General features: G+C 70.7%; 15 protein-coding genes and 1 pseudogene. 8 read left to right on the plus strand and 8 right to left on the minus strand.

Annotation, left to right across the window (positions count from 1 at the left end):
* Positions 1 to 141 precede the first annotated feature (141 nt).
* The gene (locus tag E6U81_RS06690) at positions 142 to 429 is read right to left on the minus strand and encodes a DUF2530 domain-containing protein (protein WP_136229146.1); all 288 of its coding nucleotides are present in this window, start codon (positions 427 to 429) and stop codon (positions 142 to 144) included.
* Between the two features lie 153 nt (positions 430 to 582).
* Here E6U81_RS06690 and E6U81_RS06695 point away from each other — a divergent pair, with 153 nt between their 5' ends.
* Positions 583 to 2,040, plus strand: a complete 1,458-nt coding sequence (locus E6U81_RS06695; protein WP_136229147.1) for an NCS2 family permease — start codon at positions 583 to 585, stop codon at positions 2,038 to 2,040.
* A 15-nt stretch (positions 2,041 to 2,055) separates the two neighbouring features.
* Here E6U81_RS06695 and E6U81_RS06700 read toward each other — a convergent pair whose 3' ends face one another.
* A complete protein-coding gene (locus E6U81_RS06700; RefSeq protein WP_030010567.1) occupies positions 2,056 to 2,238 on the minus strand; it encodes a hypothetical protein in 183 nt (60 codons plus the stop codon).
* Between the two features lie 141 nt (positions 2,239 to 2,379).
* Here E6U81_RS06700 and E6U81_RS06705 point away from each other — a divergent pair, with 141 nt between their 5' ends.
* The 3 genes from E6U81_RS06705 (at position 2,380) to thpR (ending at position 4,878) form a co-directional block, all read left to right on the plus strand.
* Positions 2,380 to 2,817 carry a MarR family transcriptional regulator gene (locus tag E6U81_RS06705; RefSeq protein WP_030662370.1) on the plus strand — a complete coding sequence of 146 codons (438 nt, stop codon included), beginning with the start codon at positions 2,380 to 2,382 and terminating at the stop codon, positions 2,815 to 2,817.
* 25 nt (positions 2,818 to 2,842) lie between these two features.
* On the plus strand, positions 2,843 to 4,204 hold the full coding sequence (locus tag E6U81_RS06710; protein ID WP_136229148.1) for an MFS transporter: 1,362 nt from the start codon (positions 2,843 to 2,845) through the stop codon (positions 4,202 to 4,204).
* Positions 4,205 to 4,293: 89 nt separating this feature from the next.
* A complete protein-coding gene (thpR, locus tag E6U81_RS06715) occupies positions 4,294 to 4,878 on the plus strand; it encodes an RNA 2',3'-cyclic phosphodiesterase (RefSeq protein ID WP_136229149.1) in 585 nt (194 codons plus the stop codon).
* 94 nt (positions 4,879 to 4,972) lie between these two features.
* Here the strand turns inward: thpR and E6U81_RS06720 are convergent, their stop codons facing one another.
* From E6U81_RS06720 to E6U81_RS41660, 4 genes are all read right to left on the minus strand, one after another.
* Positions 4,973 to 6,520 (minus strand): peptidoglycan DD-metalloendopeptidase family protein, encoded by a 1,548-nt coding sequence (locus E6U81_RS06720; RefSeq protein ID WP_136229150.1) that lies wholly within the window; start codon positions 6,518 to 6,520, stop codon positions 4,973 to 4,975.
* Between the two features lie 93 nt (positions 6,521 to 6,613).
* A complete protein-coding gene (locus E6U81_RS06725) occupies positions 6,614 to 8,050 on the minus strand; it encodes an FG-GAP-like repeat-containing protein (protein WP_136229151.1) in 1,437 nt (478 codons plus the stop codon).
* Positions 8,051 to 8,249: 199 nt separating this feature from the next.
* Positions 8,250 to 8,423, minus strand: coding sequence for a hypothetical protein (locus E6U81_RS39675; protein ID WP_168714571.1), 174 nt, complete (start codon positions 8,421 to 8,423; stop codon positions 8,250 to 8,252).
* 469 nt (positions 8,424 to 8,892) lie between these two features.
* A complete protein-coding gene (locus tag E6U81_RS41660) occupies positions 8,893 to 9,885 on the minus strand; it encodes a LuxR family transcriptional regulator (RefSeq protein WP_136229152.1) in 993 nt (330 codons plus the stop codon).
* A 136-nt stretch (positions 9,886 to 10,021) separates the two neighbouring features.
* Between E6U81_RS41660 and E6U81_RS06735 the strand changes: the two genes are divergently transcribed.
* Complete coding sequence (locus E6U81_RS06735) at positions 10,022 to 10,327, plus strand: hypothetical protein (protein WP_136229153.1); 306 nt, start codon at positions 10,022 to 10,024, stop codon at positions 10,325 to 10,327.
* A 213-nt stretch (positions 10,328 to 10,540) separates the two neighbouring features.
* Positions 10,541 to 10,684 (plus strand): hypothetical protein, encoded by a 144-nt coding sequence (locus E6U81_RS39680; protein WP_168714572.1) that lies wholly within the window; start codon positions 10,541 to 10,543, stop codon positions 10,682 to 10,684.
* 204 nt (positions 10,685 to 10,888) lie between these two features.
* Here E6U81_RS39680 and E6U81_RS06740 read toward each other — a convergent pair.
* Positions 10,889 to 11,017 (minus strand): annotated as a pseudogene (locus E6U81_RS06740) (aldo/keto reductase); the annotation flags it as partial.
* 271 nt (positions 11,018 to 11,288) lie between these two features.
* On the opposite strand from E6U81_RS06740, the gene E6U81_RS06745 reads away from it, so the two are divergent.
* Both E6U81_RS06745 and E6U81_RS06750 read left to right on the plus strand, forming a co-directional pair.
* Positions 11,289 to 11,426 carry a hypothetical protein gene (locus E6U81_RS06745; RefSeq protein ID WP_206309861.1) on the plus strand — a complete coding sequence of 46 codons (138 nt, stop codon included), beginning with the start codon at positions 11,289 to 11,291 and terminating at the stop codon, positions 11,424 to 11,426.
* An 85-nt stretch (positions 11,427 to 11,511) separates the two neighbouring features.
* Entirely contained in the window at positions 11,512 to 12,501 is a 990-nt protein-coding gene (locus tag E6U81_RS06750) for an aldo/keto reductase (protein ID WP_136229154.1), read from the plus strand.
* A gap of 85 nt (positions 12,502 to 12,586) precedes the next feature.
* Here the strand turns inward: E6U81_RS06750 and E6U81_RS06755 are convergent, their stop codons facing one another.
* The gene (locus E6U81_RS06755) at positions 12,587 to 13,276 is read right to left on the minus strand and encodes a GDSL-type esterase/lipase family protein (RefSeq protein WP_136229155.1); all 690 of its coding nucleotides are present in this window, start codon (positions 13,274 to 13,276) and stop codon (positions 12,587 to 12,589) included.
* Positions 13,277 to 13,287 lie beyond the last annotated feature (11 nt).

A 13,287-nucleotide genomic window follows, 5' to 3' on the forward strand; every position in this document is an offset into this window, starting at 1 on the left:
GAAAAGTCCGAAGATCCGACTTGGGGATGACCCGAATCGTCCGCTGGTCGCGGCCCGGCGGATCCCGCATCAGGGAGGGGCCCGGACCCTGGCCTACGGGACCCCTGGCCTACGGAGCCCCTGACCTACCGGGCCCGTGACCTACGGGGCCCCTGCGGCTTCGCCCGGCTCCTGCGCGGCCTGAGCGGCGGAATGCCGCTTGAGGGCCGCCTCGCGGCCGCGGACGTACCAGATGCCGATCAGGCCGAGGAAGCCGCCGGCCGCGCAGGTCCAGACCCACCACAGCTGGCCGCGGTCGGCGAACCACCCGTAGAACGGCAGCTGGACCACGAAGAGGGCGAACCACAGGATCGTTCCTCCCGTGACCGTCGCGACGACGGGGCCCTCAAGGGGCTCGGGCGCCTCATGCTTCGCAGTCCATTTCGCCATGCCGCAAGTTTAAGCGGGAGCCGTCCGGCCAGGGCCTTCGGCCGCCCCGCGAGGGTCTACGCGCGGAGATGGACGGCCTTTCCCTTATGTGTTCATACTGAAACGGTTTGGGCGCGGCCCATTTTCTTCGTATGAACCACCAATGAGGACCGTATGAGCACCCCTGCTCCCGCCCCCGCATCCGCCACTCCGGAGCCCTCCCGGGAGCCCTCCGGCGGGCTGGACCGCTACTTCAAGGTCTCCGAGCGCGGCTCGACCGTCGGCCGCGAGGTCCGCGGCGGCTTCGCGACCTTCTTCGCGATGGCGTACATCATCGTGCTGAACCCGATCATCCTGGGCAGCGCGAAGGACATGTACGGCCACCAGCTCGACAGCGGCCAGCTCGTGACGGCCACCGTCCTGACGGCCGCCTTCACCACCCTCCTCATGGGCGTGATCGGCAACGTCCCCATCGCGCTCGCCGCGGGCCTCGGCGTGAACACCGTCGTGGCCCTCCAGCTCGCCCCGCGCATGAGCTGGCCCGACGCGATGGGCATGGTGGTCCTGGCCGGCTTCGTGGTGATGCTGCTGGTCGCCACCGGACTGCGCGAGCGCGTCATGAACGCCGTCCCGCTGGGGTTGCGCAAGGGCATCGCCATCGGCATCGGCCTGTTCATCATGCTGATCGGCCTCGTCGACTCGGGCTTCGTCTCCCGCATCCCGGACGCCGCGCACACCACGGTCCCGCTCCAGCTCGGCGGCAACGGTCACCTGGACGGCTGGCCCGTCCTGATCTTCGCGATCGGCACCCTGCTCACCCTCGCCCTGCTGATCCGCAAGGTCCCCGGCGCGATCCTGATCTCCATCGTGGCCATGACCCTCGTCGCGGTCGTCGTGCAGCTCGTCGCCGACCTGCCCGACTCCGGCTGGGGCCTGACCGTCCCGGCCTGGCCCGGCAACCCGGTGGCCCCGCCGGACTTCGGGCTCGTCGGCCAGGTCAGCCTCTTCGGCGGCTTCGACAAGGTCGGCCTGCTCACCGGCATCCTCTTCGTCTTCACCGTGCTGCTGTCCTGCTTCTTCGACGCCATGGGCACGATCCTGGGCGTCGGCGACGAGGCCAAACTGATCGACAAGAAGACCGGCGAGTTCCCCGGCATCAACCGGGTCCTGTTCGTCGACGGCCTCGCCGTCGCCTCGGGCGGCGCGACGTCCTCCTCGGCCACCACCTGCTTCGTGGAATCCACGGCCGGCGTCGGCGAGGGTGCCCGTACGGGTCTGGCGAACGTCGTGACGGGCGCCCTATTCGCCGTGGCGCTGTTCCTCACCCCGCTGGCCACCATGGTCCCGTCGCAGGCCGCCACACCCGCGCTGGTCGCGGTCGGCTTCCTGATCCTGGCGGGATCGGTCAAGGACATCGACTGGAGCGACTTCACCATCGCCGTCCCGGCCTTCCTGGCCATGGTGATGATGCCCTTCACCTACTCGATCACCAACGGCATCGGCATCGGCTTCATCACCTTCAGCGTGCTGCGTCTGGCGACCGGCCGGGGCCGCGAGGTCCCGACTGCCATGTACGTCGTGTCGGCGGTGTTCGTCTTCTACTACGCGATGCCCGCGCTCGGCCTGGGTTAGGCCGCCGGGCGGGGCTCACGTCAGCCCGTAGAACTTCTCCGTCTCGTCGACGGCCGCCTTGAAGCGCTCGTCGAAGTCGTCGCGAATGAGCGTCCGGACCACATAGTCCTGGACGCTCATTCCGCGTTTGGCGGCGTGGATCCGGAGCCTGTCGAGGAGCTCCCCGTCTATGCGCATGCTCAGCACATGTGTCCCCATGGCGAAAGAGTCGGGGCACAGGGTGCGTACGCGGGTCACTTTCGGCCGCCGACTCACCCGTACGAGTGACCTGGCACATACCGGGTGCATGACCGGGAAACCCGGTGTTCTTTAGCGAGAGTAATGAGTTATTCTAAGTACATGCCTGACCTCTCCCATGGCGACGATGCTGCCGCCGTGAACGACCTCCGCTCCGCCGTCATGCGGCTGGGGCGGCGCCTGAAGCACCAGCGCGTCGACGAGTCGCTGAGCCCGACCGAGATGTCGGTCCTCGGCACCCTCGCCCGCTGCGGCCAGGCCACACCCGGTGAACTGGCGCGGCGCGAGCACGTCCAGCCGCCGTCCATGACGCGCATCGTCGCGTTGCTGGAAGCCAAGGGACTGGTCACGCTGGAACCGCACCCCGACGACCGCCGCCAGAAGGTGGTCCGCCAGACGGAGGAGGCCGAAGCGATGCTCGAAGAGAGCCGCCGCAAGCGCAACGCCTTCCTGGCAGGGCTCGCGGCAGAGCTGACCGAGGACGAATGGGCCAAGCTGCGCGCGGCCGCACCCGTCCTGGAGAAGCTCGCGCACCTGTAGGAACGACGCCAGGAGGCGAACGCTTTTGAGTACGGGAAACGGAGCAGACTCCGCACCCGGCCACATATCCACCCCCACGACCGCCGCGCGGCCCGCGGCACCCCCGAGCGCGAATCGGGGGATGTTCAGCTCGCTGAAGATCCGCAACTACCGGCTCTTCGCGACCGGCCAGGTCGTCTCGAACACCGGCACCTGGATGCAGCGCATCGCCCAGGACTGGCTGGTCCTGTCGCTGACCGGCTCCGCCTCCGCCGTCGGCATCACCATCGCCCTGCAGTTCCTGCCGATGCTGGTGTTCGGCCTCTACGGAGGCGTACTCGCGGACCGGCTGCCCAAGCGGCCCCTGCTCCTCGCCACCCAGAGCGCGATGGGCCTGACCGGCATCGCACTCGCCGCCCTCACCCTCGCGGGGCACGTCGAGGTCTGGCACGTCTACCTCGCGGCCTTCCTCCTCGGCCTGGTCACCGTTGTCGACAACCCGGCCCGGCAGACCTTCGTCTCGGAGATGGTCGGCAAGGACCAGGTCGCCAACGCCGTCAGCCTCAACTCGGCCAACTTCCAGTCCGCGCGGCTGGTCGGCCCGGCGATCGCCGGCGTGCTGATCACCGCCGTCGGCTCCGGCTGGGCCTTCCTGCTCAACGGCCTGTCCTTCGCCGCACCCATCGCCGGCCTGCTGATGATGCGGACCAAGGAACTGCACCCCGTCGAGCCCCGGCCCCGCGCCAAGGGACAGCTGCGCGAAGGCCTGCGCTACGTCGCCGGCCGGCCCGAACTGGTCTGGCCGATCGTCCTCGTCGGCTTCATCGGAACCTTCGGGTTCAACTTCCCGATCTGGCTGTCGGCATTCGTGAGCGACGTCTTCCACGGCGACGCGGGCACCTACGGGCTCTTCAACACCCTGATCGCGGCCGGCTCCCTCGCGGGCGCCCTGCTCGCCGCCCGCCGCGGGCACTCCCGTCTGCGACTGCTGGTGGCCGCGGCCGCACTGTTCTCCGTACTGCTGCTCGTGACGGCCTTCGCACCCGGCTTCTGGCTGTTCGCCGCACTGCTCGTGCCCATCGGCGTCTTCGGCCTGACGGTCAACGTCACCGCCAACTCCAGCGTGCAGATGGCCACCGACCCCGAGATGCGGGGCCGGGTCATGGCCCTCTTCATGATGGTGTTCACCGGCGGCACCCCGCTGGGCGCCCCGCTGCTGGGCTGGATCACCGACACCTACGGCGCGCGCATCGGCATGGCCTCGGGCGCGCTGATCTCCCTGGCCGCGTCCGTGACCATCGCCGTGGTCCTGGCCCGAGTCGGCAACCTCCGGCTGCGGGTCGACCGCCACGGGGTGGCGTTCGTCCCGGCCGTCTCGCGCCGCCGCGAACTGGTGACGGTGGCCTGACCCGACGGGGCGCCGCCCCCGACCGGCTCCGCCCGGACCCGGTCGGGGCAGGGCCCTGCGGCGCCGCCGCACCCGGATACGCTCGCCGCATGAGACTGTTCGCCGCCGTACTGCCGCCGGAGGCGGCCGTCGCCGAGCTGCGGGAAGCGGTCCGGCCGCTCCGCGACGACCGGCTGACCTGGACCGCGGAAGCGGGCTGGCACTTCACGCTCGCCTTCATGGGCGAGGTGCACGAAGACGTGCTCCCCGAACTGCACGCCCGCCTGGAGCGGGCCGCCCACCGCACGGCGCCCTTCGCGCTGCGCCTGCACGGCTGCGGGCACTTCGGCGACCGCGCCCTGTGGGCCGGCGCCGCCGGGGAGCTCGGCGCCCTGCGGCTGCTCGCCGACCGGGCCGATGCCGCCGCGCGGCGGGCCGGGGTACCCATGGAGCAGCACCGCCGGTACACGCCGCACCTCACCCTGGCCCGCAACCACAACCACCGGCACGGCGAAGGCCACGGGCACGGCCACGGCACGCCCCTGCGTCCCTACCTGGACGCCCTCGCCGACTTCGAGGGCACGGCCTGGCAGGTGGACACGCTCAGCCTGGTCCGCAGCAACCTGCCCGTGAGCGGGGTGCCGGGTGAGCAGCCCCGCTACGAGACCGTGCGCGCCTGGCCGCTGTCCGGCTGACCCGCGTACGCGGCCCGGGTACGCGGCCCGCGAACGCCGTGAGGCGGCCCGTCCTGCAGGGACGGGCCGCCTCACGCGTCTTCACTTCGGGTGCTTACCAGCCGCCGGTGCCGATCTCCTTGCGGGCACCCAGGGTGCCGGCGCCGGTACCCGGGTAGAGGAAGAGCTTGCCCGTGGAGTTCTGGACGGCGATCAGGTCGTCCGACAGCTGCGAGTTCAGCAGGTCGCCGCCGATCAGGTCGGACATGCCGTTCCAGCCGCCCGAACCGATCATGATGCGCGGGCTCAGGTAGCCCTTGTCACCCGGGTACATGAACAGCTTGCCCGTGGACTTCTCCACCGCGACCAGGTCCTGGCGGCCGCTGTTGTTCAGGTCCATGCCGGTCAGGTTCGACATGCCGTTCCAGCCGCCCGAGCCGATCTCCTTGCGGGCGGCGAGCTGGCCGCTGGACGTGCCCGGGTAGAGGTACAGCTTGCCGGTGGACTTCTCGACGCCGGCCAGGTCGGCGATCTTGTCGCCGTTGAGGTTGAGGGCGGTCAGGTTGGCCATGCCGTTCCAGCCGCCCGTGCCGATCAGGACGCGGCTGCCGCCGGAGGCGATCGTCGAGTTGTCGGCGCCCTTGTAGAGCCACAGCTTGCCGGTGGACTCCTCCACCGCGACGATGTCGTCCTTGCCGTCGCCGTTGAAGTCGCCGCCGGTCAGATTGGTCATGCCGTTCCAGCCGCCGGAGCCGAGCAGGACGCGGTTGCCGCCGGAGGCGATGGTGCCGTTGGAGGCGCCCTTGTAGAGCCACAGCTTGCCGGTGGAGGCCTCGACCGCGGCGACGTCGACCACGTTGTCGCCGTTGAGGTCGGCCGAGGCCAGGTCGACCATGCCGGTCGAGCCGGTACCTCCGTCACCGGGGCCCTCGGGCTTCGGGTCCGGGGTCTTGGTCTCGCAGTTCTTGCTGGTCAGGGACTTGGACCAGCTTCCGGATCCGCTGAAGGGGGTGCCGTTGAAGACCGTGCGCTGGTCCACCAGGTCGTGGCGCTGCTCGAAGTGGAGGTGCGCGCCGGTCGACCGGCCGGTGCTGCCGACGATGCCGATCTGCTGGCCCGCCTTGACCGTGGACCCGCTGGAGACATTGAAGCCGTTGAGGTGGGCGTAGACGGTGGACCAGCCGCCGCCGTGGTTGATGACCACGTACTTGCCGTAGCTGTCGTTGCCGAGGTCCCTCACCTTCGACACGACGCCGTCGGCGCTCGCCACGACGGGGGAGTTGAGCGTCGAGCCGCCCTGCGTCCAGTCGATCGCGTTGGGGGTCGGGGTGTGGCCGGGGCGGGAGGCGCCCTGCCAGGTCTCACCGCACTTGAACGGCATCTGGAAGTCGGGGCGTTCATCGCCGAAGGTGGCCGCCATGGCCGTCATCATCTGCGGGCTCTCGGGCAGCCCGAGGTCCTCCGCGGTCAGCACGGGCAGGTCGCCGTGCGGGTCCTCCGGACCGCCGTCGGCGTTGGCGCCGCCGGCCGAGAGGGCCACGGCGGCGACGGTGGCGCAGACGAGGCCGGTGGCTATGCGGACCCGGCGGGACATGAGACGGGAGAAGGCGGAGGTGGAGCCGGCGGGGGTGGTGGAGTCGGCGGTGGTGGGCTCAACAGACATGGGAGTGCTTCCAAACCGGCACGGAGGTGCCACAAAGGGTGTCAGGGAAGGGAGTTGCGAAAGGAGAGCGGGGAGATGCGTCGGACGGGCGGGCTACCAGCCGCCGGTGCCGATCTCCTTGCGCGCCCCCAGACCCGTGCCGGTGCCCGGGTAGAGGTAGAGCTTTCCGGTGGCCTTCTCGACGCCGACGAGGTCGTCGTTCGCGTTCGAGGTGAAGTCGCCGCCGGTGAGGTCGTTCATGCCGTTCCAGCCGCCCGAGCCGATCTCGGTGCGGGCGTTCAGGCCGGTGCCGTTGCTCTTGTAGAGGAAGAGCTTGCCCGTCGAGGTTTCGGCCCCGACGATGTCGGTCCTGCCGTCGTTGTTGATGTCCATGCCGACCAGGTCGTGCATGCCGTTCCAGCCGCCGGACCCGATCAGGACGCGGCTGCCGCCGCCGCCGATGGAGCCGGCGCCGTTGCCCTTGTACAGCCACAGCTGGCCCGTCGACTTCTCGACGCCCACGATGTCGGCCTTGCCGTCGCCGTTGAAGTCGCCGCCGACCAGGTCCTTCATGCCGTTCCAGCCGCCGGAGCCGATCTCCTTGCGGGAGCCGACACCGCTGCCCGTGCCCGGGTAGAGGTAGAGCTTGCCGCTGGACTCCTCGGTCGCGACGAGGTCGTCCTTGCCGTCGCCGGTGAAGTCTCCGCCGGCGAGGTTGGACATGCCGTTCCAGCCGCCGCTGCCGATCTCCACACGGGTGCTGCCGGTCGCGATGGTTCCGGCGGAAGTGCCCTTGTAGAGCCACAGCTTGCCGGTCGAGGCCTCCACGCCGACCACGTCGTCCACGGCGTCGCCGTTGATGTTGACCGCGACGAGGTCGGTCATGCCGGGTGCGGGCGTCGGCGGCGTGGTCACGTCGTCCACGACGTTCTTGTTGCGCACCGGGACGAAGGGTCCGTAGCCGTCGTAGTACGGGTAGTCGTAGACGCGGTGGTGGACTCCGCTCGGCGTGAAGTCGAAGCCCCAGTACTTGGTGCGGCTGGAGTCGACCCACTTCTCGAAGAGGACGACGTGGCCGCTCGGACCGGAGTCGTCGTCGAGGAGGGCGTCGCCCGCCTTCAGCTCCCCCTTGGAGATCTGCTCGGTCACGCCGCGGGGGCCGAAGGTGTCGGTGAGCAGCGAGGAGTCCAGGTCCCAGGCCATCGAGACGAATCCGGAGCAGTCGGTGCGGTAGCCGCCGTGGCGACCGCCCCCGCTGTAGCGCAGGCCGATGCCGACCCAGCTCTTGGCCCGGGCGATCACCGAGCTTCGGGTGATCGTCGTGCTGGCCGCGGAGTAGAGCGACGCCCGGACTTCCCCGTCGACCGGCTCCTCCGCGCCCTGGCCGGTGCTGCCGTAGTCGTCTGCGACGGGGATGGGTGTTTCGGCGGTGGCGGCCGCCGGGGCGGCGAACGCCGCGGTGTCGACGGCGACCACGGTGCCGACGGCGACGGCCCCGGCGATGAGGGCGGCTACGGCGGCATGGCGGGTGTGCAACCCGTATCGGGACATGGCTGTGCTCCGGTTCTGGCAGGCGAGGTCTGGGGTGGCCGGGAGCGCGGGCTCGACCGGCGGTGACGCGACGTACGAGGTGTGGCGTGTGGCGTGCGAGGTGTGGCGGACGGACAGCTGTCCTGCAGGTACAGCGGTCCTGGGGATCCTGCGGGTGGCTCAGGTGGCGCGGGTGGCGCGGGTGGCGCGGCCGGGCGGGCTAGCGGGGGCCGGTCACCGCGGTGACCGGGGCGAGCGGGGTGCCGGCCGGGCCGGCCGTTCCGGTCGCCGGGACCGGGTGCGCCGGGGCGTGGGCGGAGGCCATCGGCGCCACGGAGGTGATGCCGAGGGTGAGGGCGACGACCGCGGTGGCCCGGAGGATTCCAGTACGCATGGGTGTGGTTCGTCCTTCCGAAACGAATGGGCTGGTGGCGTGAACCCGTCGCCCTCGGACGTCCCGCGGTGGCGTCCGTTCAGGGCTTTCAGGGCCTTCAGTGCTCGTCTCCGGGGGGCTGCCCCGGTGACAAGCAATAGATTCGCCCCGGCCCGGGCCGGGCGGAAGAGAGATCGACTGGCCCGAAAGGGCCATGGCCGGACCTGGCCACACTGGCCTGATCCGCACCCCCCGCACACACGAAAGCCGCCGGGCGGGACCAATCTCGTGGTCCCGCCCGGCGGCTTTGGCGCTGCGCGGGGCGACTAGGCCATCTCTTTCGGATCTTGTCGGTCGGGCCCGCGTCGTCCGGTGCCGTGGCCGGCAAGGCGGAGGGGCGCCCGTGTACTGGACGTACTCGGGCGCCTCGACAACGCGGCCGGGTGCGGTGCCGGGCGGCGCGGGCCCGGCAAGATCCGAAAGAGACGGCCTAAGCCCGCGTGGGCAGCCAGCCCTCCTGGACGGCACGGACCCCGGCCTCGAAGCGGCTGCGGGCGCCGAGGCGTTCCATCAGCTCGTTGGCGATCCGCCGGGCCGTGCGCGAGGAGACCCCCAGCCGCTTGGCTATCGCGTCGTCCGTGTGCCCTTCCGCCAACAGCCGCACAGCGGCGGCCTGTTGCGCGGTGAGGCCGTCCGGCCCCAGGACCGCCACCTCCGCCAGCGGCTGCGCCTGCGCCCACGTCGACTCGAAGAGCGCGCAGAGGGCGACCAGCATGCCGTGCCCGGTCAGGACGACCGCGCCCGCCGCGGAGTCGTCACTCACGGGGATCAGCGCCGTCCTGCGGTCGACGATGAGCATCCGCGTCGGCAGCGACGCCACCGTACGGACCTGCCCGCCGAGCTCCGTGAGCCAGTTGGCATGCTCGACGGAGGGCCGGCTGTTGCGCACGCTGTCGAGATACAGGGTGCGCATGCGGACGCCGCGTTCGAGCATCGTCCGGTTCAAAGGGCGCGAGGCGGCCAGCGCCGACTCGCTCAGTGTGGCGTCCGGAGAGAACGCCAGCAGCTCCTCCTTCGTCTCCCGGGTCAGCGCGACCAGCCGGTCGCGGACGGCGTCGAGGCCGATCAGCTGCTCCACACCGGGATGGCTGGCGGCCGGCCGCAGCTCCGAGTACTCGGAGATCAGCCTGGCCGCGGCGGCCCGGGACGCCTCCAGCCGCTGCTGCTGCGCGGCGAGTTCGGCCTGCCCCCGGGCCATCAGGATCTCCATCCCGATGTCCGGGGAGACGGCGCGCAGCCGCCCGCTGTCGTCGGCGGACGGCTGGACCAGGGCCAGCTCGCTCAGCAGGTCCAGGGCCTCGCGTACATCGCCCTCGCCGATCCCCACGGCACCGGCGAGCGCGGTGACGCCCGACCCGGGTTCCATGAGCATGGCGCGGTAGACGGCCTCGGCTCTCGCGTCGAGGCCCAGTTCGGTCAACATGTGGTTCCCCCCACCCGTTGGCACTTCGATGGAAAGATCATCTCAAAGAAGCGCCGGTTGGACTCATGTGTCCACGGCCACAAACGGCCAGTCGGATCGGTGTCCCGCACCGGTCCGCCGGGGCGACGGTGGAGGCATGTACCTCGTCCATGCCCGTCTGCGGACGGTGCCTCCGGTGGAAGTGCCCGATGATCTGCGCGAGGCGGCCCGTGCCGGGCTGCGCGCCAGGGACCGGGTGGAGCACCTGGCCGTGCACCCGCAGTCCGCGGAGCACTTCACCCTCGGCTTCTACCTGCTCTCGGACTCCCTGGAGGAGGCGGAGCAGCACGCCGAGGCCGTCTGCCGGCGCCTGCTCGGCGTGCGGGCCCTGCCCGCCGCACGCCTGCTGGACGTGGGCGTCCCCCTGATGCCCCTGTCCGTGCTGGAGCAACGGAGCCACTGACGGCGCCGTGCCGTGCCGCGGGCGGGGGCGCGGGCGGTCCGTGTCCTCATCCGTCCACGGACGGTTTGGGCCAGCCGATACCCCTTCTCCCCCTGCTGAGCTGCGGCTTAGCTAGGTCTCACCGGAAAGGGACAGCGCCACCGCGGGGTGCGGGACCGACCGGCAAGCCACCGTCGATACGCCTCACGGCACCCCGAAAGGACACCGGACATCATGAACACCACCCGAATCTTCAAGGCCGCCGCGGTCGTCGCCCTCGCCCTGGTCCTCGGCGCCCCCGCCGTCGCCTCCGCCGCCCCGCTCACCGCCGCGAAGCCCCCGGTCGCCGCGCAGAACGGTGACATGAGCTGGCAGTGACCGTCCGGCCACGGCCGGCAGCGCACCCACCACGGCACAGCCCCTGCGTCCACGATGCGGGGGCTGCCGCGTTAGGCTCGACGGGTGGATCCCAAGACCAGAAACCGTGTGATGGCCGGCGTGCTCGTGCTGATGTTCCTCGTCGTCGCCGTGGCGGCCGCCACCGGCCAGTAGTCCCGACCGGCGGCGGCCCCCGGACGCCGGCTACCAGGCGAAGGCCTCCGGGGACGGCCCCGGCCCGGGAAAGACCTCGTCCAGTCCGGCCAGCACCTCCTCGCCCAGCTCCAGCTCCACGGCGCGCAGCGCCGAGCCGAGCTGCTCCGGCGTACGCGGCCGGCCCCACGCAGCGGTGACCCCGTGATGGCCCCGAGCCCGTACTCCTCGGCGGCTCGGTGCGGCCCTTGTCCATAGCTCCATCCGTACACGTTCGAGGTACCGAACCAACCATTTTGCCGCCACGCGGACCCGGGCTCCCTAGCGTCTGTCTCCGAGCACCGCAGGGGACGGGAGAGCGCGTGGCAAGGGTCCTTGGAGTGGTCCGCCTGTCAAGGAACTCCGGGCGGCCGGAGTCAGGGTGGTCATCCACGCCGAGGAGCCGCCGCCGATGACCGTTGTGGCAGCCATGTCCGTGGAGGGGCATGCCGGCATGCAGCAGGAAGGACGGGGCCGCGTACAGGTCTTGATCCCGCTGGACTTCAGGCGTCGGGTCCGGGACTTGGTGGCGGACCACAGCGAGAGCTGACCGTCTCCTCCTTGTGTCACGACGGGCGAGGCCTGCGTGAGCCGCTCTTGCCTGGAGTGGACTCGAAGCAGTTGGCTTGGGTCCCATGAAGTACACGCAGCTCGGACGCACCGGACTCAAGGTCAGCCGACTCGTCCTCGGCACGATGAACTTCGGTCCGCAGACAGACGAACCGACCAGCCACGGCATCCTGGACTCAGCCCTCGACGCGGGTCTGAATTTCGTGGACACCGCCAATGTCTATGGATGGGGTGAGAACAAGGGCCGCACCGAGGAGATCATCGGCACCTGGTTCGCGCAGGGCGGTGGCCGACGCGAGAAGACGGTCCTGGCCACCAAGGTCTACGGTTCGATGTCTCGCGAGGGGGACACCTGGCCCAACGAGGACCGGCTGTCGGCCCTGAACATCCGCCGGGCCGTCGAGGCCAGTCTCAAGCGGCTCCACACCGACCACATCGACGTCTACCAGTTCCACCACATCGACCGCCGGACCCCCTTCGAGGAGATCTGGCAGGCCGTGGACGTACTCATCCAGCAGGGCAAGATCCTCTACGCAGGTTCCTCCAACTTCCCCGGCTACAAGATCGCCCAGGCCAACGAGACGGCTGCCCGGCGCGGGATGGTCGGCCTGGTCAGTGAGCAGTGCCTCTACAACCTCGCCGAGCGGCGCGCCGAGATGGAGGTCATCCCGGCGGCACAGGACTACGGCCTCGGGGTCATCCCGTGGTCGCCACTGCACGGCGGACTGCTGGGCGGGGTCATCAAGAAGGAGGCCTCGGGCGGCCGCCGCGCCTCGGGGCGGTCGGCGGACGCGCTGGCCAACAGTTCGGTACGGGCGCAGGTGCAGGCGTACGAGGACCTGCTCGACAAGCACGGCCTGGAGCCCGGTGAGGTCGCCCTGGCCTGGCTGCTCACCCGGCCGGGAGTGACGGGCCCCATCGTCGGCCCGCGGACCGCCGAGCAGTTGGACAGTGCCCTGCGGGCGCTGGAGCTGGAACTGAGCGAGGAGGTGCTGGCCGGGCTGGACGAGATCTTCCCCGGCCCGGGACCGTCCCCGGAGGCCTTCGCCTGGTGATCGGACAGCTGGAGGGGTAAGTGCTGCCGTAGCCCCCTGGTGGGCTGCGGCAGCCGGCCCGGTGCAGGCGGTGAAGCTGGTCGAATCAGCCGTGCTCGGGGCGGTAGGGGCCTCCTATGCCCCAGGCCTGGTGCAGGACCGCGGCGAACTCCCCCGCCAGCCGGTGCTCGCCGGAGGCGTTGGGGTGGGTGCCGTCGTAGGTGTCCCGGTGGATGTCGTACGAGGCCGGGCGCGCGGCCAGCAGGATCGGCGAGGCGTCCGTGGTGAGGTCGGCCACGGCCTTGGCGAGGAGCTCGTTGAAGCGGGCCACCTCGGCCGCGAAGGGGGCGTCCTCCTCGGCGCGGCTGTTCGGGATGACCGGCAGCAGGACCATGCGGACGCCGGGGTGCGCGGAGCGGGCTCCCGCTGCGAAGCGGCGGACGTTGTCGGCGGTCTGCTCGGCGTCGGTGTAGAAGCCGAGGTCGATCAGCCCCAGGGAGACCAGCAGGACGTCCGGTCGGTGCGCGGCGACGGCCTCGGCCATGACGGGCGCCATGTGCTGCCAGCCCTCGCCCCAGCCGGCCAGGTGGCGGCGGGCGTGGTCCGGGAAGCCCGGGTCGGCGTACACGTGGCTGACGGCCGCGTCGGCGGTGGTGTCGTAGACCTCGCAGCGCGGGCCGACGATGCGGTAGGGGCCGCCGAAGGTCGAGTTGAGGTGCTGCCACATCCGGTAGCGCCAGGTGTAGTCGCCGGCGCGTCCGATGGTCATGGAGTCGCCGACGAACATGAAACGCATCCGGTCATCAT

The sequence above is a fragment of the Streptomyces sp. A0592 genome (assembly GCF_004795115.1).
GTDB lineage: Bacteria > Actinomycetota > Actinomycetes > Streptomycetales > Streptomycetaceae > Streptomyces > Streptomyces erythrochromogenes.